Origin of the sequence: Streptococcus anginosus subsp. whileyi MAS624, assembly GCF_000478925.1 — a bacterium.
GTDB classification, from domain to species: Bacteria; Bacillota; Bacilli; order Lactobacillales; family Streptococcaceae; genus Streptococcus; species Streptococcus whileyi.
Window position 1 is genome coordinate 1417590 of the sequence record NZ_AP013072.1, and the last position, 25616, is coordinate 1443205.

The window sequence follows — 25616 nt, forward strand, 5'->3', positions numbered from 1 at the left end:
AGGTAAATTAAAATAAGTAACAAGACAAAAAATAAGGAGAAAACGATGTTAAAACTTGGAACGATTGGAACAGGAGACATTGTTCACCAATTTGTCAAGGCTGCTCATGCGACAAAAGAGTACCAATTGACTACGGTGTATTCACGGACGATACAAGCTGCTCAAGCATTTGCCAGTCATTATGAAAATGTAGATTGCTACACAGATATGGCTGATTTTTTAACTAGTGATATAGACATTATTTATATTGCCAGCCCCAACTCTCTGCATTTCCCACAAGCAAAAGCTGCCGTTTTAGCAAGCAAACATGTAATTGTAGAAAAACCTGCTGTCTCACGCCCAGAAGAATGGGCTGAATTGGTAACATTAGCTCAAGAACAGCATGTATACATTTTTGAAGCAGCTCGTAACTATCATGAGCAATCATTTGATGTCATTTCAGATTTTCTCAAAAACAAAAGGATTCTTGGGGCACATTTCACCTATGCGAAGTATTCTTCCAAAATGCCAGACTTGCTAGCTGGAAAAGAACCAAATGTCTTTTCGGCGAAATTTTCAGGCGGTGCTCTAATGGACTTAGGCATTTATCCTGTCTATGCAGCCATACGACTTTTTGGAGCACCAGAAAATGCCTGTTACACCGCTCAGCAATTACCAAATACTGTCGATCTAAATGGAGTAGGAAGCTTAATCTATCCAGAATTTCAAGTGACTATCCAAACCGGAAAAAATATCAATAGCTTTTTCCCTGCTGAAATTTACACAACAGACGGTACACTAACCTTGAATTCAATCGAATTCATCACTTCTGCTGTTTTCCAAAATCTAAACAAGGAGAAAACAACTCTTGAAATTGCGTGCTCTTCTCACACCATGGCTGAAGAAGCCAAACAATTCGCTAAAGCATTAAGTGGTGAAATAAAACAAGAAACCTACCAAAACTGGCTAGACGCTGCTGCTGCCGTGCATAAAACTCTGTTTAGCATGCGACAAGATGCTGGTATTAGATTTGAGGCTGATGATGATAACAACTAAATTTCCCAAAAGTTGGCAAGACCAACTCACTAAACTTGGCTTTGAGCATTTAACTCCCATTCAAGAACAACTCTTTTCTCCCATTACGGAAGGAGAGAATGTCCTTGGGATAAGCCCTACCGGAACTGGAAAAACACTTGCCTATCTTTTCCCAGCTCTTCTAAAACTAAAACCTAAGAAATCCCAGCAATTACTTATCTTGGCTCCCAATACTGAGCTAGCTGGACAGATTTTTGACGTCACCAAAACATGGGCTGAACTACTTGGCTTAACAGCTCAGCTCTTTCTATCTGGCTCCAGCCAAAAACGACAAATTGAACGGTTAAAAAAAGGCCCTGAAATTCTCATCGGGACGCCAGGACGCATTTTTGAATTGATTAAACTAAAAAAAATCAAAATAATGACTGTCGATACAATCATTCTGGATGAATTTGATCAACTGCTTAGCAATTCGCAATATCATTTTGTTCAGCAGATCCTTCACTATGTACCACGTGAACATCAATTGATTTACATGAGTGCGACTGCTAAGTTTGACCAAGACAAGCTTGCTGAAAATACTTTGCTCATCAAACTAGAAGAGCAACAGCTTGACAATATTCGACATTTTTATATGCAGGTCAAACAGCGCGACAAAGTTGAATATTTGCGAAAGCTCGCTCATGTCTCAGAATTTCGTGCCCTTGTATTTTTCAATGCTCTATCAGACTTAGGAAATGCTGAAGAAAAGCTACAATATCGCCAGATTCAAGCTGTGTCCTTAGCTAGTGATGTCAATGTCAAATTCCGCAAAGTCATCTTGGAGCAATTTAAAAACGACGAACTCACACTCTTACTTGCTACTGACTTGGTAGCTAGAGGAATTGACATTGATTCTCTCGAATGTGTCATCAACTATGACCTGCCTCGCGATCTTGAAACCTATACCCACCGCGCCGGACGGACTGGTCGTATGGGCAAAGAGGGCTATGTCATTACATTCATCAGCCACCCAGAAGAATTAAAAACGCTTAAAAAATATGCTCATGTTCAAGAAATTATCTTAAAAGATCGTGAGCTCTATGTAAAATAAAAAGAGTATATAAAAAGGATAGGACGCAATCATTTCTATCCTTTTTTTCTATCTAATTTGCACCGTAATACAGCCGATGTCCTTCCAATCGATGATTCAGAAGTTCACTAACTGTAACCAAAGTGTACCCATTCTTTTGCAAATATTCAATCACACTCGGCAAGGCATTAATGGTTGTTTGATGAATATCATGCATTAAAATGATTGATCCTGGACAAGTCTGCTTTTTCACTTGCTCCATGATAGACCCAGTATTGCGATTTTTCCAATCCAAGCTATCCACATTCCACATAATGAAAGACATATCAACAGCATTTCGGAGTGTATTGTTGATAGCTCCATAGGGCGGACGCATCATTTTTGGACTCTCTCCGATAACAGCCCGAAGTGCTGCTTGTGTATCCTCAATCTGTTTTTTTGCTTGCTCAAGAGCAAGAGTTGGTAATTGTGGATGACTCCAACTATGATTGCCAATCTCATGCCCCTCATCATGAACACGTTTGACAAGTTGCTCATTTCCAGCTATATTTTTCCCCAACATGAAAAAAGTTCCTTTGACATGGTATTTGGCTAAAATATCCAAAGCCTGCGGTGTCGTTGCTGCATTGGGACCATCGTCAAACGTCAAAGCTACTAATTTTTGCTGTTTTTTAGCCTGATAGGACTGATATGCTGCCAAATCCTCTTCCTTTAAATAATGATCATCAATTACCTCATATAAGGCTGGTAAGGCGATTTCCACCTTTGAAACTCGATCATTGTTTTTATAAAATAGATTGAGTTTTCCTTTTTCATAACTGAATGTCCATTGGGAGATATCTCTTGTTTGAAATGCTTGTAGAATCTTCTGTCCTTCTGTTTTATGGAGAGCGGTGATTTGCTGCTGCATTTCTTCTAGCAATAACTTTTTGGCTTGCTCAGTATTTTTAAAAAGTCGATTTAAGCTAAACAATTTATTGTCAGACGACATGTAAAGCGAGTCCAAAACCTCTTCTCTAGCCTTTCCAACTTTCGTAGTCAACACTGGATAAGAGATTCGCTTGATTTCAACTTGCTTTACTCCAGAAAAATTTGTCTCTGTAAAATGACCCACATAAAAAATAAGGTTATCGTATTGCGATACTTGACTTTGTTTATCTGAAAATTTCTGAATATCGGCATTGATTTTCTCTTTAATAACACCAATATCTTGCTTGCTCTCTGTTAATGGATAGTAAGACGTAATGAGCTGACTTCCTACACGTCCTGTCTGCTTTCGTACTGAACCATAATGATATTTTGTATCTGCCCTTTTCAGAACTTGTGAAATTTGTCGATTTAATTTTCTTTCTTGTAGCAATTTTCTAATCCGAAAACTCCCAAAAATAATAATCATTAAAAAAGCGACATTTAGGACAATGAGAAGTATTTTTTTCACTACACTACCTTTCTACCTCGTCTCTTTCGTTTAAAAAAGACTTTACCTACTAAAAAAGGCTAAAATAATTTCAAGCCTTTCATTTTCAATTATTTACAAACTTATAAAGTTTTTTCTTGAATCACTTCAACTTTATAACCATCCGGATCCTTAATAAAGTAATAATTCGGCTTTGTTCCAGGAAGTCCATTTGGCTGTGTAACCTCATATCCTTTAGCAGTGTGTTCAGCGTGAAGCTGCAACAAATCAGGCGTACTCAAAGCCACATGAGCAAATCCATCGCCAATCACATAAGGTCTGTGTCCATAATTATAAGTTAATTCCAACTCATACTCATCACCGTCAAGCCCCAAATAAACAATTGTAAATTGATGTTCTGGGAAATCCTTGCGCCGTAATTCTTTAAATCCAAATGCATCTGCATAAAATGCAATAGATTTTTCTAGATTTTCCACTCGCAAGCACGTATGCAACATTTTCGAAGCCATAACATCCTCCTTTGCTTTTTTCCATTATATCCTAAATCACAATTTTTCTCCAGCTTCAGCTATGAAAAAAATAAGGAGTGGGATCGAACTAAACAAAAATTTAGTCCCATTCCATTCCTATAAAGTTGCTGAGTTAAAAAAACGAATAGCCTTGATATTTGTTTCGCACATTCTATCTTGCAATCACAAGGCTCTCCTTTGAATAATCAACTATTGCATCGTTGGTCTATGACACAGTATAATTTAAGGCTGGAAACATTCTCCCAGCCTATTTTTCATTATTTACCTAACTTTGCTTTAGCTGCATCTGCAAGAGCTGTGAAAGCTGCTGCATCGTTGACAGCTAGGTCAGCAAGCATTTTACGGTTGACTTCAATTTCAGCCAATTTCAAACCGTGCATCAATTGTGAGTATGACAAACCATTCATACGAGCTGCCGCATTGATACGCGTAATCCACAATTTGCGGAAATCACGTTTCTTTTGACGACGGTCACGGTATGCATAGTAGTAAGAGTTCATTACTTGTTCTTTTGCAGTACGGAACAAGATATGTTTTGCACCATAGTAACCTTTAGCTAATTTTAAAATACGTTTACGACGTTTGCGTGATACAACGCCACCTTTAACACGTGCCATTTATATTTCCTCCAATATTTCCTAGAATAATCTGCTACAATATCTCTTATTTAAGACCTGTCAGCATTGCTTTGATACGTTTGAAATCTCCTGCAGATACCATTGCTGCTTTACGAAGATGACGACGTTGTTTTTTAGTTTTTCCGTGGAAACGGTGAGAAGTGTAAGCACGGAAACGTTTCAAGCCACCAGAACCTGTACGTTTGAAACGTTTAGCTGATGCGCGGTGTGTTTTTTGTTTTGGCATGATATTTTTCTCCTTTTTCTAACTTCTGACAAATTACTTTTTGTCAGGGATTGGTGCTAATTGCATGAACATTTGACGTCCATCCATTTTAGCTCTTTGTTCAATAATCGCAATGTCTTGCGTTGCTTGAGCAAAGTCGGCTAATACTTTAGCTCCGATTTCTTTGTGAGTAATCATCCGCCCTTTAAAGCGAATAGAAACCTTCACTTTATTTCCTTTTTCAAGGAACTTGCGTGCGTTGCGAAGTTTTGTATCAAAGTCACCTTTGTCAATCGTTGGACTGAGACGAACTTCTTTCACGGTAACAACACTTTGCTTTTTGCGTTGTTCTTTTTGTTTTTTCTGATACTCAAATTTGAACTTTCCGTAGTCCATAATTTTCGCAACAGGCGGTTTAGCTTGTGGTTGAATTAGAACAAGGTCCACATTTGCATCGTCAGCAATTGCTTGCGCTTCGCTAAGTGGTTTAATGCCTAATTGCTCACCATCAAGACCGATCAAACGAACTTCACGCACACGAATTTCATCATTGATGAATAAGTCTTGTTTTGCTATGGTTTTCACCTCTTTTTTATTTTTAGAGAAAAACAAGAGCGGACTTGCTAACGCAAGTCCGCACTACATGATAGTATTTCATTCCTGAAACTTAATCCGTAGAGCCAGACAACGTTAGTCGCAAGGCGAGAAGTTCTCACTTCTGCTTTTCTCAACTTTTATATGATAACAAGTTTCGGATTATTTGTCAAGGATTTTTTTAGCTTTTTCTTCGATAAAATTCACAACTTCCACAATTCCGACACCAGTCGTATCAAAATGAATAGCATCATCTGCTGGTTTTAAAGGAGAAACTGAACGGTGGCTGTCCTTATAATCACGATCTGAAATTTCTTTTTTGAGGGTTTCCAAATCAGTTGGAATACCTTTTTCAAGATTTTCTTTATAGCGGCGTTGAGCTCTTTCCTCAACTGAGGCTACAAGAAAAATTTTTAACTCTGCATGAGGCAAAACAACTGTTCCAATATCACGCCCATCCATAACAATACCGCCTTGAGTGGCAATTTCTCGTTGTAAATCAACCAACTTTTCTCGTACTTCTGGAATTGCAGACACCCAAGAAACATTGTTAGTGACTTCATTTTCTCGAATCGGATGCGTCACATCTACATCTCCAACAAAAACGAGTTGCTCTCCATTTTTACCACGTCCAAAACTAACAGGATAAGTATCTAATAGCGCAACAATTTCAGACCATTTTTCCGCTGATAAATCATTTTTTAAAGCTAAGTAAGTCGCTGCACGATACATCGCACCTGTATCCAAGTAAGTGTAATCAAAATCTTTTGCAATAATTTTTGCAACTGTTGACTTTCCACTTGAAGCTGGACCATCAATAGCAATTTGAATCTGTTTCATTCGGCACTCCTATCGAATTTTTACTACATCACCTGGATTAGCGTACCACGCACCTGTTGTCATGTGAGACGGATTTAAACGCTCTAATTCCGCAATTGAAATCCCCGCACGCGCAGCAATGGCAGCTTCTCCTTCTCCAGCCTGAACGGTAATCGTTCCTTCAGATGATTGCGGCTGACTGCTATCACTTGCTGCTTTAGAAGAAGTGGGAGCACTAGAACTTTCACTTGATTTACTAGTAGTTTTTGCAGCATTATAAAAGCCCTCCGTTGCTGCTTTCTTACTACTTCCACCAGTAGATAAATAAATCATCATTCCTACCATTACAATCACTATAACGAAAAAAATAACAGCTAAAATCGTCAACACACGATTAGCTACTACACCGTTCGTTCTTTTGCTTCTCGCCAATTCATTTTCTCCCTTGTCGTAAATATCTTCTTCCCATGGTTCCTTTGCCATGACTTCCTCCTTGTATTTTTTCCAAATTCCGATTACAATATGAGTATGAAAGTTACACTCATTCCTGAACGATGCATTGCTTGTGGTCTTTGTCAAACCTATTCTGACCTATTTGATTACCATGATAATGGTATTGTCAAATTTTATAAAGATAATGAGCTTCTGGAAAAGGAAGTTCCCGAAACACCTGATATTATTGAAGCGATCAAAAACTGTCCTACAAAAGCTCTTATGAAAGAGTAGTTTTTTTAGGATGAGCATAATATAGTTCAAAATAGTCTACATGGGTTAAATTATCCACTAATTCAACTTCCCCTTTAAAATGGTCATTCAAAGCCAAAGCATTTACAAAATACTTCTTAGGCCACTTGCGCATACAAAACGTACGGCCTTTTTCTTTGCCATCAAAGAAGAGAGTAATAGAGGTCTTTGTTACCTCTACCTTACGAATCGTTGAAATTTCAATCTTTGAAGGTGTAAATGGGTTTGCCGTTATGATTCTTAAAATCCCATCGTCATATATCGTAAAATATCTATGCACGCCAATTCCCAATAATACCATGAATAAAAAGAAAGAGAACAGGACTAAAAACGGAACTTCTGAACTTTCAAACAAAAATGCAAAACCTATAAAAATCGGAATAACCGATAAAGACCAATAAATAATTAGAAGAGAAAGATCTGGCTGCCAATGGTAACGCAATTGCCCAAAAATCTTTATCATATCTACACCTCCTCTTATATAGTTTATCATAAAAAAAAGAAAAATGGGAGTGAGATTAAACAACAAAGAAAAAAATTAAGGATGCAAGATACTATCCCTCTCATCCCTTATCACAGTAGTCGAAAATGATAGCGATGTTAGAGAAGAATACCTCAACTGACTCACAAGTAACTTGACATTTTATTTTCCTAATATTCAACCGACAGAATGGATGGTCATATTTTCATTCTCAATAAATTTCCGATATTTTGTGCTGTTCGGACGAGGTTTTCTTCTGCCCTATCTAAAGTAATAATTAAAGGTTCGACTTGAGAAATGATTGGAAAAGCAGCCTGAATGTTCTCTACTGGAAAATCCGGTAAATCATTCCTTAGACTACCACAAATAGCAATTACAGGAATATTGATTGGCGTTCTCCTTGCTACTCCAATAGGGGCTTTACCTGACAGACTTTGCTGATCCATTCGACCTTCACCCACAATCACTAAATCAGCCTTTTTGACACGATTATCAAAATCGAGCAAGTTGAGACAAGTATCAATCCCTGATACAATTTTTCCATGCGCAAATGTCACCAGCCCTGCTGCCATACCTCCTCCAGCAACGGCACCAGCCAGTGAAAAGATTGTTGGATTCGCCTGTTTATAAAACGTTGCCATGGCTTGATCTACTTGAGAAAATAGCAAATCAGGCAAGCCTTTTTGACCCCCAAAAATGTATGTAGCTCCGTTTTCACCACAGAGAGGATTCATAACATCTGTCAGAATCTGAATATCCAAATTTTCTAAAATTGCAGGAACTTTATCTGCTGAAATGCGAGCCACATGGTCTAAAGACGAACCCTTTGCTTGGAGCAAGTGATTATCCTTATCAAAAAATTCATAACCCAATCCAGCTGCCATTCCAATTCCACCATCATTGGTAGCCGAACCACCTACGCCAATATAAATTTGCCTCACATCTTCTTTGGCGAGATACAAAATTAACTCTCCTAATCCTCTGGTATCAAGAGTCAAAGGGTTTCTTTTTTCTGATGAGATACTCGCCAACCCAACCAAGTCAGCCATTTCAAAGAGAGCCACATCGCCTTTACGAGCATATTTCATCGTAACTGCCTCGCCGAATGGTCCGGTTACTGTCCTTTCATATTCGGATAATTTCATTGAGGCGACTAAAGCAGCAACTGTTCCTTCGCCACCATCTCCAATAGGTAGCAAGTCAAATGTTGCTTCCGGGATTGCCTTAGAAAAACCTTCTTTTATGGCCTCTGCAACACTTTTAGCCGATAAACTTTCTTTAAAAGAGTCAGGTACAATTAAAATATGCATACTCTAATCCTCGCTTTCTATCTCTTCCAAAAGTTTTACGACCTGATACAAGTCATTCTGATGAATTTGATAAGGTGCTTGCGCTCTCACAATAGGCTTGGCATTAAAAGCAATCCCAATTCCTGCTGTTAATATCATTGGAAGGTCATTAGCACCATCTCCTACAGCAATGGTTTGAGCAAGAGTCAAGTTGTTTTCCTTTGCCCATTGCTTTAGCATTGCTTTTTTGACTTCTTTTGTGACAATTGTTCCTAAAACTCTACCTGTTAGCTTACCGTCTTTCACTTCCAAACGATTAGCTTTTATGTAATCTACGTTCAACTTCGCGGCTAATTCGTCTACCATTTCATGAAATCCACCTGATACAATGCCAACCTTGTAACCACGCCAGTGCATGTCTTCTATCAACTCTTGAGCACCTTTGGTAAAATGAATTTTCTTAGAAACTCGTTTAAAAATTGTTTCAGGAAGTCCTTTGAGCAAAGTCACACGTTCTATCAGAGCCGTTTCAAAATCATATTCCCCTTGCATAGCCCGTTCTGTAATGGCTGCGACTTGCTCACCAACTCCTGCTGCAGCACCTAGCAAATCGATTCCTTCTTCTCTAATCAAGGTACTGTCTACATCCAGTACCAATAATCCTCTTGTTTTCACGTCATCACCTCATATATTGCTTGTATTATATAAAAAATTGATTGACAAAACAAGTTGCAATATAAAGACAAAGAAAAGCCCTGTTTGTTATACAAACAAGAGCTTCTTTGCTTTATTCAATACCAATTTCAGCGCGCACAATATCTGCAATTGTATCAACGTAATAGTCTACTTCTTCGTGGCTTGGTGCTTCTGCCATGACCCGTAAAAGTGGTTCTGTTCCGCTTGGACGAACAAGAATACGACCATTGCCAGCCATTTCCGCTTCCATTTTTTCAATCACCGCTTTAATAGCAGGTACTTCCATGGCCTTGTGCTTCATGCTGTTTTCAACACGGATATTGACCAATTTTTGTGGATAAATCGTTACTTCTGACGCTAATTCAGACAAAGGTTTACCTGTTTCTTTCATCACTTTTGTCAATTGAACGGCTGTCAGCTGACCGTCACCCGTCGTATTATAATCCATGATGATTACGTGACCAGATTGCTCACCGCCCAAATTGTAACCAGATTTGCGCATTTCTTCTACAGCATAGCGGTCACCAACAGCTGTAATCACCTTGTTAATGCCTTCACGATCCAAAGCTTTATGGAAACCAAGATTTGACATAACAGTTGTTACAATTGTATTTTGAGCAAGCAAACCTTTTTCAGAGAGGTATTTCCCAATGATATACATGATTTTATCGCCATCGACAATCTCACCGTTCTCATCAACTGCAATCAAGCGATCGCTATCGCCGTCAAATGCCAGACCAAGTTCCGAACCTGATTCACGGACTGTTTCTTGCAATTTTTCAGGATGTGTAGAGCCAACATTCAAGTTGATATTTAGCCCATCTGGATTTTCCCCGATGACCGTCAATCTAGCTCCCAAATCCGCAAATACCTGACGAGCACTCGTTGAAGCAGCACCATTTGCTGTATCAAGGGCAACTTTCATTCCCTCTAAATCAAGACCAGTGGACACGAGATATTGTTGATATTTGCGCAATCCTTCTGGATAATCCATAAGAGTTCCTAAACCTTCCGCACTTGGACGCGGTAAATCGTCTTCTTTGGCATCAAGAAGAGCTTCAATTTCCAATTCACGCTCATCGTCCAATTTATAGCCGTCGCCACCAAAGAATTTAATACCGTTGTCAAGCGCTGGATTGTGGCTAGCTGAAATCATGACACCAGCACTTGCTTTCTCAGATTTCACCAGATAAGCCACACCTGGTGTTGCGATAACCCCAAGCTTGTAAACACGGATTCCAACCGATAAAAGTCCTGCTATTAATGCACTTTCCAGCATTTCTCCTGAAATACGTGTGTCACGTCCTACAAAGACGCGCGGCACATCTTTCTCATGTTGGCTCAATACATAGCCACCAAATCGCCCTAATTTAAACGCTAACTCTGGTGTTAATTCCACATTTGCTTCTCCACGAACTCCGTCCGTTCCGAAATATTTTCCCATTTTTTTAAATCCTTTCAATACTTTTATTTCGATGAGCTCGTCGAACTTGAAGACGAACTTGATGATTTAACAGTAATTTTTATGGTTGTCTCATAAGGAGTAATCACACTTGGCAAAACTGTACCATTTGCATCAACTGCCTGTAGTGGGGCATTTCCTGAATAGTTAGCGGATATTTTTTCACTAGTTGGCACTACCGCTTCCACATGATCTACCTTAGCCAGCGTATCTTCGTCACTTGTAACAGTTACCTTATTGTCACCAACCGTCACGCGATCAACCATCAACCCATCTGCTAACTGTGCTGAACTGATAGTTGTTTTCACTTCAACTGTCTTACTTGCTTTCTTGCCAACTTTCACCGTAATCTTAGCCGGTGTAACAGTCGCAGTCAACCCACTTGGTAAATTTTTAATAGCTAAAGGTACCTCTCTTGTTCCTTCCGTAGCTTTTGTCAAATCCGCCACAACCTTGAATTTTCGTGTACTTTCTTGCATTTCACTGGCAAGGGTTACACGATTAGAGCCTGTCAGCACCACCGACACTTCAGATGAAAATCCACTAATAAAATATTTTTCACTATTGTATTTAATATCGATTGGTACACTAGGCAAGGTGTTGGTATAGGTTTCAGAAGTTGTTTGTCTAGCATTTGAATTATTTTGGTAATTTGTCGTGGTGGCGTAAATAAATAAAACACCCGCAAAAAAGATTGAAGAAATGATGTACCAAATCTGTTTACGATTTTTCATGTTTCCAACCTCCTAGCACACGATTTCTAAATGGTGATTTTGGTGGTTCATCTGAAATCAGTATTTTCCGCAATTCTGCTTCAAATTCCTCTAATGTCAAATTATGCTTGAAAACTCCATTATGTGTGATAGAGATACCTCCAGTTTCCTCCGATACTACAAAAGTAAGGGCATCGGATACTTCTGACAGACCGATTGCCGCGCGGTGACGTGTCCCAAATTCCTTAGAAATCCCTGTGTTTTCTGTGAGCGGAAGATAAGCGCAAGAAACGGCTATTTTATTGTCTCTTACAATGACAGCACCGTCATGTAGCGGTGTATTGGGAATGAAGATATTGATTAACAACTCACCAGATACATCAGCGTCCAACGGAATCCCTGTTGCAATGTATTCTTGCAAGGTTCTGCTTCCTTGGATAGCAACGAGAGCTCCAATTTTCCGCGGACTCATATAATCCACTGCTTTGACAAATGCCTGCACCATTCTTTCTTCTGAGCTAATGGGTGCTGTCGAAAACAAATCGGTAGCACGCCCCAGCCTCTCCAGACCTGTACGAATCTCAGGTGTAAAAATCACAACCGCCGCAATGACCCCATAGGTGATAACTTGGTTAATCAACCAAGAGACCGTTGTTAAACCAATGGCATTGGCAAGAATCTGAGCCAGCACAAACATTAAAACCCCTCGAACGAGAATCATAATTTTAGTGCCAGCGATTGCCTTTGTAAAATAAAATAAAATCCAAGCAACCAGTGCAATATCTATAATATTGGTAACAATACTCCAAGGGCTAGAAAATAAACTAGACCAATATTGGAGATTGGACAATTGCTGAAAATTCATTTTCAGTGTCCTCTCTTTCTCAACCTAAAAACGTTCTTGACTATTATATCACTTTTCAAAATATTTTTCTGTAACCTTCTTTACTTTTTTATGATAAAATATTTCTTATGAAGATAAATACATTATTTGGCAAACTTGTAGGAAAATCCTCCCATTTTGTGTTAAGCAAATTGGGACGCGGATCGACCTTGCCCGGAAAGCTTGCTCTGAAATTTGACAACAACATTTTAAACACACTAGCGCGTGACTACGAAGTGGTGGTAATCACAGGAACCAACGGTAAAACTCTGACTACTGCTCTTACAGTTGGAATCCTCAAAGAGGCTTTTGGCGAAGTTGTGACCAATCCCAGCGGAGCCAATATGATTAGCGGGATTGCGACGACTTTTCTGACCGCTAAAAAAGGAAAATCCGGCAAGAATATCGCCGTACTAGAAATCGATGAAGCCAGTCTCTCACGCATTTGCGACTACATTAAACCGAGCCTCTTCGTCTTTACTAATATTTTCCGCGACCAAATGGATCGTTACGGGGAGATTTACACGACCTACCAAATGATTTTGGATGCTGCTCAAAAGGTTCCTACGGCAACTGTCTTACTAAATGGAGACAGTCCGCTGTTTAACTCTGTTACTCTCAAAAATCCGGTCCAATATTATGGTTTTGATACCGAAAAAGGAGAACCACAGCTAGCTCATTACAATACGGAGGGTATTCTCTGTCCTAAATGTCAGCACATTTTAAAATACAAGCTCAATACTTATGCTAATCTAGGCGATTATATTTGTGAGCACTGTGATTTTAAACGTCCTGAATTAGACTACAAACTGACCCAATTGACCAGCCTTCATCACAACAGTTCAGAATTTGTCATTGACGGTCAAAGCTATCACATCAACATCGGTGGTCTGTATAATATCTATAATGCTTTAGCTGCCGTTTCCGTTGCTCAGTTCTTTGGAGTTGACCCAACCACTATCAAGACTGGTTTTGACAAGAGCAGAGCCGTTTTCGGACGTCAGGAAACTTTCAAGATTGGCGACAAAGAGTGCACGCTGGTTCTCATTAAAAACCCTGTCGGAGCCACGCAAGCTCTGGAGATGATCAAGCTCACTCCTTACCCATTTAGCTTGTCCGTTTTGCTCAATGCTAACTACGCGGACGGTATTGACACGAGTTGGATCTGGGACGCGGATTTTGAGCAGGTTTTGAACATGGATATCCCGCATATGATTGCTGGCGGGGTTCGTCATTCTGAGATTGCTCGCCGCTTGCGAGTTACTGGTTATAATGCTGAACAAATCAGTGAAGTAGCTGATTTGAGCCAAGTCTTTGAAGAAATTAAAAACCAAGAAACCAAGCATGCCTATATCCTAGCTACTTATACCGCCATGCTAGAATTCCGTGAATTGCTTGCTTCTCATCAAGTCGTCAGAAAGGAGATGAACTAATGGTTTATACATCACTAACTTCTCCTGAAAATCGGGATTATACTTATGATTTAAAGATTGCTCATCTCTATGGCAATCTCATGAATACCTACGGTGACAATGGCAATATTCTCATGCTCAAATATGTAGCTGAAAAGCTAGGCGCTCGCGTTCAGATTGATATTGTCTCACTTGAAGATGAGTTTGACAAAGATTACTATGATTTGGCGTTTTTTGGCGGAGGGCAAGACTACGAGCAGACCATTGTGGCACGAGATCTGCCTGCAAAAAAAGATAGCTTGGAAGAATTTATCAATCATGACGGCGTGGTGCTAGCTATTTGTGGTGGCTTTCAGCTTCTAGGTCAATACTATATCGAAGCTTCTGGTCGGCGGATTGAGGGACTTGGAATTATGAGACACTATACTCTCAATCAAAAAAATAACCGCTACATCGGCGACATCAAGATTTATAACGATGAATTTGACGAAACCTATTATGGTTTTGAAAATCACCAAGGACGGACCTTTCTATCTGACGATGAAAAACCGCTCGGCAGAATTATTTATGGGAATGGAAACAACAAGGAAGACCAAAGCGAAGGCGTACACTACAAGAATGTCTTTGGCTCTTATTTCCACGGTCCTATCCTATCCCGCAATGCCAATCTAGCTTACCGCCTAGTGACAACTGCTCTGAAGAATAAATATGGTCAAGATATTCCCCTCGCCAACTACGAGGACATTCTAGCTCAAGAAGTCCCAGAAGAATACGGAGACGTCAAGAGCAAGGCAGAGTTTGAATAGGGATATGAAACACAAAAGGAGACCAATGATGAAAGAAAGAATGTACTACATTTTACTGCTACTTGCAATCCTCCTAATCGCTGGACTGTCTTTGGCAAATATGCAAAGCGTCACCGTTAGCTTTATTCTCTTTCGTTTTAAAATTCCACTGATTCTCTTAATTTTACTCTCTGTCTTACTTGGAGCTATCACTACTATCCTCATCAGCATGCCAAAGAATTTTTCTCTCAAAAATGAATTAGCCAAAGCCAAAAAAGAACTCAAAACAAAAAACTAGGTTGGAAATCCAACCTAGTTTTTTGAAGATATTCTTAAAAAATTCGGATTTTACTTTCGGACACGTCTTTTTTTGTCAAAATCCTCTTGTCCGAAAATCGGACGACATTATTTTTTCAAAAAAGCTTTGTCCGAAACAAGAATGTTCGGAATTTTCTCCAAAAACTTCCTTCCGAAAACTGGTCAAAGCAATCTCTCCCCTAAAACTTCTCGTCCGAATGTGGAAAATGGCAAATTATTTAAAAGTTGCCTCGTCCTTCATGAAGGACAAAGTTTTTTGCTCAAAAAACTCTCATTCCCGTTTGAAACGTTCGAGATTTACTCTCAGGGAGGAATTTCTCCTCTTCGGATGAACTTTCTTGACTTAAAAATAGCGCGCTCACACCTGTTCTGCCACTTCTTCCCACTCTGTCATGGCTGCTTCCTGTCGTTCAGTCAGCTGGTCTAGCTTCTGCTGAAACTCCATGAGCTCACTCGCGTCATTGGTCTCCTGCATAGCTGTAGTCAACTCGGTCGTTTGCATCTCCAGCTCTTCGATTTCAGCTTCCAGCTGCTCCAAACGGCGAGCTAATTTTCGCGCTTCTTTCTGCGTTTCTTTCTGGAGTTGGTAGTTGGTGACTGGCTGAGGCTGAGTGGGCTCTGATGCAGTAGCTTTCTCCTCTCTCAAAGCTTCCAGCTCTGCTTTTTTCTCCAGATAATAGTCATAATCGCCCAGATAAAGAGTAGAGCCAGTATCAGAAAGCTCGATAATCTGCGTGGCAACGCGGTTAATAAAGTAGCGGTCATGGCTAACAAAGAGCAGAGTGCCGTCAAAGTCAATCAAGGCATTCTCCAACACCTCTTTGCTATCAATATCTAGGTGGTTGGTTGGCTCATCCAGCACCAAGAAATTTTTATTTTCCATAGACAGCTTAGCCAGTAAAAGCCGCGCCCGTTCCCCACCTGACAGCATACTGACAGACTTTTTGACATCATCTCCTGAGAAGAGAAAGGCACCTAGACGATTGCGGATTTCCACTTCTGGTGTTAGTTTAAAATCATTCCAAAGTTCGTCCAAGACTGAATTGCTCGGTGTCAATCGGCTTTGGGTCTGGTCATAGTAGCCCAGTTCCACATTTGCCCCCAGATGCTCCTGCCCACGGATAAAAGGAATTTGTCCCACAATGGACTTGATAAGAGTTGTTTTGCCAATACCATTTGGTCCGACAATAGCTACTGCGTTAAATTTACGAATATCCAGATTGATAGGCTCGGACAACACTTGGTTATCATAACCGATAGCCGCATCTTCTACAATCAGAACGACATTTCCAGAAGGTTTAGCCGAGCGAAAGGTCATATTAGCAGAACGGCTGCCTCTGTCTGGCTTGTCAAGACGCTCCATTTTTTCTAGCTGTTTGCGTCTGGATTGAGCGCGCTTGGTTGTAGATGCCCGAACCAGATTGCGATTAACAAAATCCTCCAAAGCAGCAATTTCCTTCTGCTGCTTTTCATAATTCTTGGCCTCTGTCAAGAGCTTCTGCTCCTTTTGCTGAACAAAACTAGAGTAATTTCCCACATAGCGGTCCAACGAATGCTGGGTCAAGTCCAGCGTCACAGTGGCTACTTTGTCTAGGAAATAACGGTCGTGACTGACGATGATGAGAGTTCCGCTATAGTTGCTCAAATAGTTCTCCAGCCAAGCAATCGTCTCTATATCTAAATGGTTGGTAGGCTCATCCAGTACCAATAAATCTGGCTTTTCCAACAGCATTTTCGCTAAAGCCAATCGAGTATTCTGCCCGCCCGAAAGCTCTTCTATCTTCATCTGCCACATAGACTCATCAAACTTAAAACCATTGAGAATTGCACGAATATCTGCCTCATAGGTAAAGCCACCTGCCTGACGGAAATCCTCTGACAGCTGATCGTACTGAGTCATGAGAGCAGTCAGCTCTTCTCCTGCCAATTCTCCTATTTGCAGCTCCATCTGACGCAACCTCTTCTCCTGCTGACGCAAGCCATCAAAGACCAGCAGCATCTCGTCATAGATGGTATTCTCCGACTCAAAGTGGCTGTCCTGAGCCAGATAGGACAGGGAAAGATCTCGTTTTTTATTGATTTGACCAGAAGTAGGCTCTTCCTCACCTACTAAAATCTTGAGCAGGGTTGACTTTCCAGCTCCATTTTTACCGACTAGGGCAATCCGGTCAGCCTCATCCACCTGCAGGTTAATATTATCAAAAAGAACCTCCCCTGCAAAAGAGCGTTCAATCTTATTTGCTTGTAAAATAATCATAAACCTATTATAGCAGATTCCTATCTCAACTGCTATCTTAGAAAACAAAAATACGGTTCATTTCGACCGCATTTTCATTTAAAGCTACTTAAAATTTCTTGATTTTGCATCACAAGGTAAACACCTAATAGAATAATCAAAGCAAAAAGCCCTAATTTGATGATTCCTTTTACAAAACGAATGACCCAAAGAATTATCATCGAACCAATCAACCACATCACAGCTGAATGATTGAAAAATCCTTGAATAGCTTGACTATTTTGACCAAAGAAATTCTGAATGGACACAGGAACATGTTCCTGCCATGCAGCTGTAACACCGATATGATTGGCAATATCAGAACCACTTTGCCATAGCCAGGCAAAAATGCTAGAATTAAAGACAAACAAGAAAACTTGCTCTGGGAAACGTCTAATGATTTTAAAGATACTTCTTATCATGCTATGCTTGATACAACTCCTTTACTGCTTGAACATCTACTGCTTGAATCCCGTAAAACGAGCCAGAAGATTGCATGACGGATTTTTCTTCATTATGCTCCAATCCAATCGCATGTCCCAGTTCGTGTTCTGCTGTGTTTACGATTCGCTCATAAGAGTAGCCATATTGACTATTCAATAGATAGTAACGATTTAGTCGAACCGTTACATTTGTGAAGCGTTTCGTCAATAAATTAGTTTGTGATTCTGCCTCACCTGCCGCACTCACCGTACCATCATTCATCTCTGTCGCCACAATATTGGCTTGATTTTTATCATTTACAATCTGAAAAGTAAAAGCACCTGTTTGATTCCAAGCACGAATGGCTTCTTGATAAGCTGAGCGAAATGTCTCATCTTGTGTATCTATATAAACCGTAGCGCTTGCTGTGTCCCATCGGACACCAGACGCTTGATGAACATGATTGTCCGATAGCTGTTTGGTCAGGTCTTTCACATTTTGCCCGACGCCTAGCTGACTATCCTGTCCACTTACATATCGATAAATTTGACTGACATCTTGCTGAAGTGTTGTCGAAAAACTGCTTTTAGAAGGACTCATGATATACAAGATTCCGACTAAAAAGAGTGCTGTTAATGCAAGACTATAAACTAAACGCCATATCAAGCGCAACAGCGCTGAAAATATTCGAAATATAAACCTCATACTTCCCTCCTAATCTCAAATGTAAAGAGTAAGTATAATGAGATTCGCTTAAAAATTTCTTAACATAGAGAACTGTAAAAGAAAGAATAAAATATTGACAAAAAAATGTAAATTGCTGTCAAAAAAGTCATCTCTCAAGCAACTTTAGGATAAGCGCTCCTCCACTTCAAAATCAATCGGCAACCATTTCAGAAATTCTTCTAGTTGATTTTCCCAATAATACCACTCATGCTTTCCCGGATTATGATGATAGGTGATATCTAAGCCACATTCGCGCAATTGTTTAACAGCTACTTCATTTGCTTGATAAAGAAAATCCTGCTCCCCACACCAAGCGTAAAATTTAGTCTTTTTATCTGACTTCTTTGCCATTGTCGTCAAAAAATGCCGCTTGACATCAGCTGCTTTCAAATCGCCAAACACACCTTGCCAATAGTTGAGCGTCCCACCTGGAAGTTCTTCTATGTCCACATCATCTAGACCGAGCCCAATAGCGCCTGAAAATGACCCTGCATAAGAGAATCGATCTGTCGTCAAGGCTATTTTATAAGCCCCATAACCTCCCATTGACAGACCTGCAATAAATGTTTTCTCCCGTTTCCGACTCATATTGGGGAAGAATCGCTGCATAACCTCAGGCAATTCTTTTGCTATGGCATCATAATAATTCAATCCATAAGCAGTATTGGTGTACCAAGCAAGATCTGTTGACGGCATAATGACAATTAAATTTGTATGGCGCAGTAAACGCTCAATATTCGTCCGTTTTCGCCACGAATTTTCATTGCCTCCCATGCCGTGCAAAAGGTAAAGAACGGGAATATCCATATCTGCTATCTGACTGGGGGCTACTGCATCCGCATCAGGATAGATGACATTGACACGACGCTCCATTTCTAGTACTGCTGAATGATATTCTATTTCAAAAAATGCCATTTTTTCTCCTTTTAATATAAGTGTAAGAAAGGGGTTGGAACAAACGTCCTGACCCCACGATTTTTGTAACTATATAAAATGTGCTAATTTAACCTACTTAACGCACTTCCATTACAACAGGTAAAATTGCCGGACGACGTTTGGTTTGCTCAAAGAGATATTTCGCAAGATTGTCACGCACCGAGCCTTTCAACTCACTCCAGTCAAAATTATCTTTTGCAAGGTAATCTTCAACTGTTTTATTGATTAAGTCAGCACTCTCACGCAAAATATCACGGCTTTTCTTGACATAAACAAATCCACGTGTATGAACCTTGGCTTTGGAAATAATCTTCTTGTCACGACGGTTCACCGTAATGGCGACGATAAAGATACCGTCTTCAGACAGAACTTTACGGTCACGAAGAACGATATTTCCGACATCACCAATCGCATTTCCATCAATCATGACATCACCAGAAGATACCGCACCAGAAGGTACAAAATCACCCTTTTCATATTCCATAATGCTACCACGTTTTGGAATAAAAATGTTCTCTGGCAACATACCAATTGCCATTGCAGCTTTAGCATGTGCTGCCAATTCACGATATTCTCCTTGAATTGGGAACAAGAATTTCGGCTGCAAGAGGTTTAACATCAATTGCAAATCGCGCTCATTTCCATGTCCAGACACTCGTAAATCTTGCGTAATTAGTTTGACAACACCACCTGCTTGGTAGATCATGTTTTCCACACGCGCCACCAAAGCTTCTTTTGCGATAGACGGTGTTGTAACAATATAAACCAAATCGCCTTCTTTGATTTCTACATAACGGTGACGTCCGATAGACATCTTGCGCAAGCCATTGATTGGCTCACCCATACGCCCAGTTTCCAAAATAATCAACTCATGATCTTCAAACTTGGACATTTCTTTTGCCTTGATTAGCAAACGTTCGTCCACGAGTGATAATTTCTTCAAGCGAATAGCAGTACGAACGATATTTTCAATGTCAAACCCCGTCAGCACAACACGACGACCTGTCCTAGCAGCAGCTTCAAAAACCTGTTGAATACGAGAAAGATTGCTTGCAACCGCTGCAACTATGACGCGTCCATTCCAATCACCAATCGTATCGGTGATTTCTTTGCCGACTTCACTTTCACTCGCCACTTGAATACTACTATCTGCATTTGCAGAATCACTAAGAAGAGCTAGAACACCTTCTCGACCAATTTCTGCTAAACGCGTAAAATCTGTTGCATAAGACTGACTAGCCGTTTGGTCAAACTTAAAATCACCCGTATAAACAATATTTCCCTCAGACGTTTTCAAAACAATCCCTAAACTCTCTGGAATGGAATGCGTTGTTTTAAAGAAAGATACAACTGTACCTCCAAAATCAATCTCTGTGTCTTCATCAATCACATGAAAATCATTGAACTTTTTGACCGTATCATTTCCTTTGACAAATAACTTAGCCAACTCAATCGTCAATTCTGAGCCAAATACAGGGACTTTCGTTTCAGCTAATAAATAAGGCAAGGCACCAATTGCATCCGCATGCCCGTGTGTCAAAAATACCCCTGCAATACGGTCCTTATTTTCAAACAAATAGTCCATATTTGGAATGACAAAATCCACACCAAGCTGTTCATTTTCCGGATACTTTAATCCGACATCCAGGACGAAAATAGATTCATCCACTTCAGCGATGTAAAGATTTTTTCCATTCTCACGTACGCCACCTAAAGCAATCAATTTAATATTGCTCATTGATTCTCCTTTTCAAATTTTTTTACTAACGGTCCTTGGAATCCCAAGTCGAATTACAGTTTTGCAAATCTTTTGCATATCCAATTTATTATACTACTTTTCATGATTTTTTTCAAAGAACAGAGCATACAAAAAACTCCTAGTTACTGTATATCTACAGAAAGCTAGGAGCCGTCTCTATTTGCTAATAAGTGATAGATAGACTTTCAGAAAGTAATTATCTGAAAAGAGATTCTTATGATGATTCCATCGTTATTTTATTAAAGAATGATTTTCTTGTCCACAATATATCAAAAACAAGTTTTTTCATCTAAAACAATAGCGGTTTTATACCAAAGCGTGAAAATCATTAAAAAGCTTCTACCGACTGCATCAAATAACATTCTTATTTATTCTTACTTTGCGTTCTTTATACGCGATGCAATTCTACAAACCACTACATGACATCTTCAGAAATATTTATCAAATACCTCCAATTAAGAAAAACAATTAGCAAATAGAAACTAATACATCATAAACGATTTAAAATATGAACGTTCCGATACCCATTGGAATCAGCCCTTTCTTATCTTTCTTTAATTATATTGTACACCTTCTTTTTTAAAAAAGCAAGCGTTTACATCAAAATTTTTAAAATATTTTTTGCAAATGAAAAGAGGTAGAATTAACCATTCAAACCTCTTCTCAATGTGGATTTTTATGCCCGTACTGTGACACTTATGCCGTCTTCTTTATAAAGATTTATCAAACCTTCTTTACGACTACGTACCATATCACCTGGATAAACCGGATGTGGCAAGGAAATCGTCAATAGTTCCATCGGATTTGGAGCCCGATCAATTTTATTTCCATCTGAATCGTGTAAATCTGTAATGACTGCATCAAAATGACGGAAACCAGGACCATAAAACTCAACTGGGTCGCCCTCGTTAATGACATTTCGTTGCCGAATAGTCGCTGTTTGCGTATCAGGGTCATAAGCCACCACTTCTGCCACAAATTTATATTGCGGAATTTTGCGGCGTGCTCCAAAAAGCTGCTCATTTTCAGTCGGTGTATGATAATAAAATCCTGTCGCCAACTCACGTTGCGCAACTTTCCACATTTCATCTACTAAATCTTGCTTGATTGCTTCAAACTTTTTAGGACTTTCAAGATAAGCATCTACTGCCGCCTTGTAACAATTTGAAACAGTAGATACATAGTGAATAGACTTCATACGTCCTTCAATTTTCAAGCTGTCTACTCCATTTTCAATCATATCTGGAATATGGTCAATCATGGACATATCCACAGCCGACATAGAAAATTCTTCTGGAATTTCGCCTTTTAAGCTCTTGTGCTCTTGTCCAAAGGGCATATCGTAGAGATCATATTTCCAGCGGCAAGATTGAGAGCAGCCCCCCCGATTGGCATCCCGCATGCTCATATGATTGGACAAAGTACAACGTCCTGAGTAGGAAATACACATAGCACCATGAACAAAAGCTTCAATCTCCACATCGGTATGTTTGCGGATTTCTGCTAGTTCTTCCATAGAAACCTCACGCGCCAAAACGACACGTGTCAACCCCAAATCTTTCCAAAATTCTAAGGTTTCATAGTTTGTTGCGCTAGCTTGTGTTGACAAGTGTACTTCCAAACCTGGCGCTTCTGTACAAGCAATGGCAATCAATGCTGGGTCAGATACGATAACGGCAGAAATGCCAATATCTCGCAAAGTGCGGAACCATTCCCCAGCTCCTTCTTCATTTCCTTCGTGGGTTACCATGTTCGCAGCCACATAGACTTTTGCGCCATGTTCACGAGCAAATTGAACGCCCTCTTCCATTTCTTCAAACGTAAAATTTCCAGCACGACTGCGCAAACCATAGGCTTGTCCGCCAATGTAGACAGCATCCGCTCCATAGCGAATGGCGACTTTTAATTTTTCCAACGTTCCAGCAGGCGCCAGAACTTCTGGTCTTTTCAAAGTTTTTGTCATATTCTCGCTCTTTTCCATATTCTAATACTTAGCCTTTTTATTTTATAGCAAAAAGGGCTTGAAAGCAAACTAAAGGTAGCAGATTGTGAATGTTAAACAAGCAGTCACAACTCGCGACCACCTGTATTCCTTATTTCACCTGATCTGGATCATATTCATAAAATCCAGTATCCAAGAAACGATTATTTGGATGCAATTGATGAACCTGCTCATCCAAAAGGAAAGCCTGATCATGTGTAAATTGATTGGTCTCAATCAACTCACGTGCTTGCACAAAAAGTTGAGCAATTTCAACAAAATTGTGTCCCGGCGTATAAATCCCTTCTAATTTCCAATGTGTAAAGCCATGTTCTACCAACTCTCCAAGTTTCGTCATCATATCCAAGTCATTATTTGCAAAAATATGCGTCCCATGATTGTCCTCAAAAATAGAATAATGGCTATCTGGGTCACTCGGCTCTGCAAGGAATAAATCACGCTCACGACTCTTTTCGTCATCAATATGAGTGAAATTATAATAATTCTGCAAAAGTGGACGCTTAGAGTGATGAATGACGCTAGCGCCATAAACTAAAATCTCAACAGGAATTTCTAAAATATCTTGCATTTTAAATAGTTCAGCAGATGGGATTTCACGCGCTAGAACTGCCTCAGAAGCGCCAGCTTTTTGCCCCCAGAAGTTTACTTGACGACTGCTAGCAACCATAGTCGAGGCATCATAAATCGTCTTAAACGGATAACCGTCACGTTTTAACACATAAAAAACTCCAGCATCTCCCACAGTAATATAATCTGCCTGAATATCCACTAAAAAATCTAGAAATGGCTTGATTTTATTCATCATTTCCTGATGCATCAAAGCATTGACAGCAACTGTCAACTTTTTGTCTGCCTCATGTACAAGGGCTGCAATCTGCCGCAATTCATCATAAGAAAAAGTATGGGGTAACCGAAGACCATACTCTTTTTCACCTACATAAATGCGATCTACGCCTGCTTCTAAAAGCTCTTTTACTTGTTCAACGCTCTCAGCTGTCGCTGTAATGATAATCTTTTTCATAGCAAAATTATAACATATTTTTGATTTCTCTTCTATTTTTTAATTTGAAAAGCATTTTTAGCCTTTTTGTAACCGTTATGTAATATTTATCTAATTAAAATCATGATAAAATAAGAGAGTACTGTAAGGAGATAGAACATGACCGCAAGAAAATATCAGTCCTATCAAGAGGACTACACCTATCCAGAACTAGAGCAAGAACAATATCCCCTTTATCAAGATTACATTCCTGAAGCAAAAACGAATCCAAACCTGAAAGAATTACTATTTTTCGTGAATATTGCTACATTTTGTATCTTGACAGCTTTATTTAGCTTTTTATTCCTGTCTATTAAAGTAAACACTTTCTTAGCTTTTACTTTAGCAATTGGTGTTAGTTTAGTCTGCATTAAAATGCAGCAAGCATTTATTCGTCGGAAAAGAAATAAATAGTTTTGGGATTGAAGTGCCTATTTGCAAGGCACTGTTTTTGTTGTGATTCGTTGTGATGTAAAATCGATGTTAAAAAAATTGAGGTGCTAGTCCTCAATTTTTTTGTCTTCATTTTCCGATTCTTGGTTTTCTTCTGTCAAATCAATGACAATATCCTCGGAAGTAGGCTCATTTTCTGCTGATTCAGGAGCAGATTTTTTAAATTCTTCTGGTGAAATCCCTTCTGACTCCATTTTTTCTTTCCATTCTTGAAATTTCTCTTGTGAGAAGTCAACTACTTGTTTCGTTGCTTCTTTCACAGAGTCAAGAATTGTTTCACCTGTAATTTCTCCGCTCTCAACCTTTTCTTTGGCTTGGTTGACTGCTTCTGCAGCTTGATTAGAGAAATGATTGGCTTTTTGTACTACTTGTTCTTTAAAATCATCTGGATTTTCTTTGACGTCATTCATAAAATCAGAAACCTTCGCAGTCACTTCTTTTCCTTTTTTGCTAGTAAGAAATACAGCTGCAGCTGCTCCAGAGAGTGTTCCTAAAAGGATTGATGAAAATTTCCCCATAATAAACCTTCTTTCTTATTTTTTAAATAGTTTTGTAATCATCCGTAAGACCGATAAAGTTGCACCAGCTTTGATACTATTTTTTCCTGCTGCAGCAGCTTTTTTGCTCAAATGACGAGCAGAATCATTCAAATCCGAAACGGACTCAGATAAATCTGCAACTGCAGTGAAAAGCGGGTCAATGGTTGTCATTTTTCCATTAATATCATCTGCTAAAACATTCACTTTGGTTAACAATTCATTGGTTTGATAGAGTGTCACATTGACATCTGTCGTCAATACCTGAATTGTTTTTTCTGTTTCGTCAACAACAGTTGAGATTTTCCTGACTAAGAAAATCGTGTAAACAATCAAAGCAATCAAAGCAAGGGCCACTAAACTATAAGCAATTTCAAGCATTTTTCTTCTCCTAA

29 protein-coding genes and 1 other annotated feature are annotated in these 25616 nt (G+C 39.5%); of the genes, 7 read left to right on the top strand and 22 right to left on the bottom strand.

All coding sequences use genetic code 11. The features are described 5' to 3' along the window. Window positions 1-45: 45 nt before the first annotated feature. Both ANG_RS07210 and ANG_RS07215 read left to right on the top strand, forming a co-directional pair. Window positions 46-1035 carry a Gfo/Idh/MocA family protein gene (locus ANG_RS07210; protein WP_020999547.1) on the top strand — a complete coding sequence of 330 codons (990 nt, stop codon included), beginning with the start codon at window positions 46-48 and terminating at the stop codon, window positions 1033-1035. Further along, window positions 1019-2107 carry a DEAD/DEAH box helicase gene (locus ANG_RS07215; protein WP_025271864.1) on the top strand — a complete coding sequence of 363 codons (1089 nt, stop codon included), beginning with the start codon at window positions 1019-1021 and terminating at the stop codon, window positions 2105-2107. The genes ANG_RS07210 and ANG_RS07215 overlap by 17 nt, the downstream gene beginning before the upstream one ends. 52 nt (window positions 2108-2159) lie before the next feature. Here ANG_RS07215 and ANG_RS07220 read toward each other — a convergent pair whose 3' ends face one another. From ANG_RS07220 to ANG_RS07250, 7 genes are all read right to left on the bottom strand, one after another. Next, the gene (locus ANG_RS07220) at window positions 2160-3524 is read right to left on the bottom strand and encodes a polysaccharide deacetylase family protein (RefSeq protein ID WP_025271865.1); all 1365 of its coding nucleotides are present in this window, start codon (window positions 3522-3524) and stop codon (window positions 2160-2162) included. Between the two features lie 101 nt (window positions 3525-3625). Then, window positions 3626-4012: a lactoylglutathione lyase gene (gene gloA, locus ANG_RS07225; RefSeq protein WP_003034949.1), complete on the bottom strand. Its 387-nt coding sequence runs from the start codon at window positions 4010-4012 to the stop codon at window positions 3626-3628. 278 nt (window positions 4013-4290) lie between these two features. Continuing rightward, a complete protein-coding gene (gene rplT / locus ANG_RS07230; protein WP_000124834.1) occupies window positions 4291-4650 on the bottom strand; it encodes a 50S ribosomal protein L20 in 360 nt (119 codons plus the stop codon). Between the two features lie 46 nt (window positions 4651-4696). Next, window positions 4697-4897: a 50S ribosomal protein L35 gene (gene rpmI / locus ANG_RS07235; protein WP_003034914.1), complete on the bottom strand. Its 201-nt coding sequence runs from the start codon at window positions 4895-4897 to the stop codon at window positions 4697-4699. Window positions 4898-4930: 33 nt separating this feature from the next. After that, window positions 4931-5461 (bottom strand): translation initiation factor IF-3, encoded by a 531-nt coding sequence (gene infC / locus ANG_RS07240; RefSeq protein WP_003025051.1) that lies wholly within the window; start codon window positions 5459-5461, stop codon window positions 4931-4933. Between the two features lie 15 nt (window positions 5462-5476). Continuing rightward, window positions 5477-5606, bottom strand: a sequence feature (ribosomal protein L20 leader region). A gap of 26 nt (window positions 5607-5632) precedes the next feature. Then, entirely contained in the window at window positions 5633-6310 is a 678-nt protein-coding gene (cmk, locus tag ANG_RS07245; protein ID WP_003035090.1) for a (d)CMP kinase, read from the bottom strand. Window positions 6311-6319: 9 nt separating this feature from the next. Further along, window positions 6320-6772 (bottom strand): SAG1386/EF1546 family surface-associated protein, encoded by a 453-nt coding sequence (locus ANG_RS07250; RefSeq protein ID WP_003035029.1) that lies wholly within the window; start codon window positions 6770-6772, stop codon window positions 6320-6322. Window positions 6773-6817: 45 nt separating this feature from the next. Here ANG_RS07250 and ANG_RS07255 point away from each other — a divergent pair, with 45 nt between their 5' ends. Further along, window positions 6818-7015: a ferredoxin gene (locus ANG_RS07255; protein ID WP_003035062.1), complete on the top strand. Its 198-nt coding sequence runs from the start codon at window positions 6818-6820 to the stop codon at window positions 7013-7015. Here the strand turns inward: ANG_RS07255 and ANG_RS07260 are convergent. From ANG_RS07260 to cdaA, 6 genes are all read right to left on the bottom strand, one after another. After that, on the bottom strand, window positions 7002-7496 hold the full coding sequence (locus ANG_RS07260) for an EbsA family protein (RefSeq protein ID WP_003035038.1): 495 nt from the start codon (window positions 7494-7496) through the stop codon (window positions 7002-7004). The two genes, ANG_RS07255 and ANG_RS07260, sit on opposite strands and share 14 nt — an antisense overlap. A 215-nt stretch (window positions 7497-7711) precedes the next feature. Then, the gene (locus ANG_RS07265; RefSeq protein ID WP_003035006.1) at window positions 7712-8824 is read right to left on the bottom strand and encodes a glycerate kinase; all 1113 of its coding nucleotides are present in this window, start codon (window positions 8822-8824) and stop codon (window positions 7712-7714) included. 3 nt (window positions 8825-8827) lie between these two features. Beyond that, complete coding sequence (gene serB / locus ANG_RS07270) at window positions 8828-9478, bottom strand: phosphoserine phosphatase SerB (RefSeq protein WP_003034888.1); 651 nt, start codon at window positions 9476-9478, stop codon at window positions 8828-8830. A gap of 112 nt (window positions 9479-9590) precedes the next feature. Further along, window positions 9591-10943: a phosphoglucosamine mutase gene (glmM, locus tag ANG_RS07275; RefSeq protein WP_003034891.1), complete on the bottom strand. Its 1353-nt coding sequence runs from the start codon at window positions 10941-10943 to the stop codon at window positions 9591-9593. Window positions 10944-10966: 23 nt separating this feature from the next. Continuing rightward, on the bottom strand, window positions 10967-11695 hold the full coding sequence (locus tag ANG_RS07280) for a CdaR family protein (protein ID WP_003035032.1): 729 nt from the start codon (window positions 11693-11695) through the stop codon (window positions 10967-10969). Then, on the bottom strand, window positions 11682-12539 hold the full coding sequence (gene cdaA / locus ANG_RS07285) for a diadenylate cyclase CdaA (protein WP_003034897.1): 858 nt from the start codon (window positions 12537-12539) through the stop codon (window positions 11682-11684). Before cdaA ends, ANG_RS07280 begins: the two co-directional genes overlap by 14 nt. A gap of 107 nt (window positions 12540-12646) precedes the next feature. Here cdaA and murT point away from each other — a divergent pair, with 107 nt between their 5' ends. The 3 genes from murT to ANG_RS07300 are packed head-to-tail and all read left to right on the top strand — an operon-like array spanning window position 12647 to window position 15052. Further along, window positions 12647-13990: a lipid II isoglutaminyl synthase subunit MurT gene (murT, locus tag ANG_RS07290; protein ID WP_020999546.1), complete on the top strand. Its 1344-nt coding sequence runs from the start codon at window positions 12647-12649 to the stop codon at window positions 13988-13990. Further along, on the top strand, window positions 13990-14775 hold the full coding sequence (gene gatD / locus ANG_RS07295; RefSeq protein WP_003035035.1) for a lipid II isoglutaminyl synthase subunit GatD: 786 nt from the start codon (window positions 13990-13992) through the stop codon (window positions 14773-14775). Before murT ends, gatD begins: the two co-directional genes overlap by 1 nt. A 28-nt stretch (window positions 14776-14803) precedes the next feature. Beyond that, window positions 14804-15052, top strand: coding sequence for a LapA family protein (locus ANG_RS07300; RefSeq protein ID WP_003035088.1), 249 nt, complete (start codon window positions 14804-14806; stop codon window positions 15050-15052). A gap of 378 nt (window positions 15053-15430) precedes the next feature. Here ANG_RS07300 and ANG_RS07305 read toward each other — a convergent pair whose 3' ends face one another. The 7 genes from ANG_RS07305 to ANG_RS07335 form a co-directional block, all read right to left on the bottom strand. Further along, window positions 15431-17329: an ABC-F family ATP-binding cassette domain-containing protein gene (locus ANG_RS07305; protein WP_003035094.1), complete on the bottom strand. Its 1899-nt coding sequence runs from the start codon at window positions 17327-17329 to the stop codon at window positions 15431-15433. Window positions 17330-17403: 74 nt separating this feature from the next. Continuing rightward, a complete protein-coding gene (locus tag ANG_RS07310; protein WP_025271866.1) occupies window positions 17404-17769 on the bottom strand; it encodes a hypothetical protein in 366 nt (121 codons plus the stop codon). Between the two features lies 1 nt (window position 17770). Continuing rightward, complete coding sequence (locus tag ANG_RS07315) at window positions 17771-18475, bottom strand: matrixin family metalloprotease (RefSeq protein WP_003034985.1); 705 nt, start codon at window positions 18473-18475, stop codon at window positions 17771-17773. A gap of 144 nt (window positions 18476-18619) precedes the next feature. Continuing rightward, window positions 18620-19411, bottom strand: a complete 792-nt coding sequence (locus tag ANG_RS07320) for an alpha/beta hydrolase (protein ID WP_003034999.1) — start codon at window positions 19409-19411, stop codon at window positions 18620-18622. 97 nt (window positions 19412-19508) lie between these two features. After that, window positions 19509-21170 carry a ribonuclease J gene (locus tag ANG_RS07325; RefSeq protein ID WP_003035058.1) on the bottom strand — a complete coding sequence of 554 codons (1662 nt, stop codon included), beginning with the start codon at window positions 21168-21170 and terminating at the stop codon, window positions 19509-19511. 697 nt (window positions 21171-21867) lie between these two features. After that, window positions 21868-23154, bottom strand: a complete 1287-nt coding sequence (locus tag ANG_RS07330) for a peptidase U32 family protein (RefSeq protein WP_025271867.1) — start codon at window positions 23152-23154, stop codon at window positions 21868-21870. A 130-nt stretch (window positions 23155-23284) separates the two neighbouring features. Then, on the bottom strand, window positions 23285-24214 hold the full coding sequence (locus ANG_RS07335; RefSeq protein ID WP_003035012.1) for a peptidase U32 family protein: 930 nt from the start codon (window positions 24212-24214) through the stop codon (window positions 23285-23287). Between the two features lie 138 nt (window positions 24215-24352). On the opposite strand from ANG_RS07335, the gene ANG_RS07340 reads away from it, so the two are divergent. After that, window positions 24353-24646 carry a DUF3270 domain-containing protein gene (locus tag ANG_RS07340; protein ID WP_003034955.1) on the top strand — a complete coding sequence of 98 codons (294 nt, stop codon included), beginning with the start codon at window positions 24353-24355 and terminating at the stop codon, window positions 24644-24646. Between the two features lie 86 nt (window positions 24647-24732). Here the strand turns inward: ANG_RS07340 and ANG_RS07345 are convergent, their stop codons facing one another. Beyond that, complete coding sequence (locus ANG_RS07345; protein WP_003035000.1) at window positions 24733-25203, bottom strand: YtxH domain-containing protein; 471 nt, start codon at window positions 25201-25203, stop codon at window positions 24733-24735. 15 nt (window positions 25204-25218) lie between these two features. After that, on the bottom strand, window positions 25219-25602 hold the full coding sequence (locus tag ANG_RS07350) for a DUF948 domain-containing protein (protein WP_003035016.1): 384 nt from the start codon (window positions 25600-25602) through the stop codon (window positions 25219-25221). Between the last annotated feature and the right edge of the window lie 14 nt (window positions 25603-25616).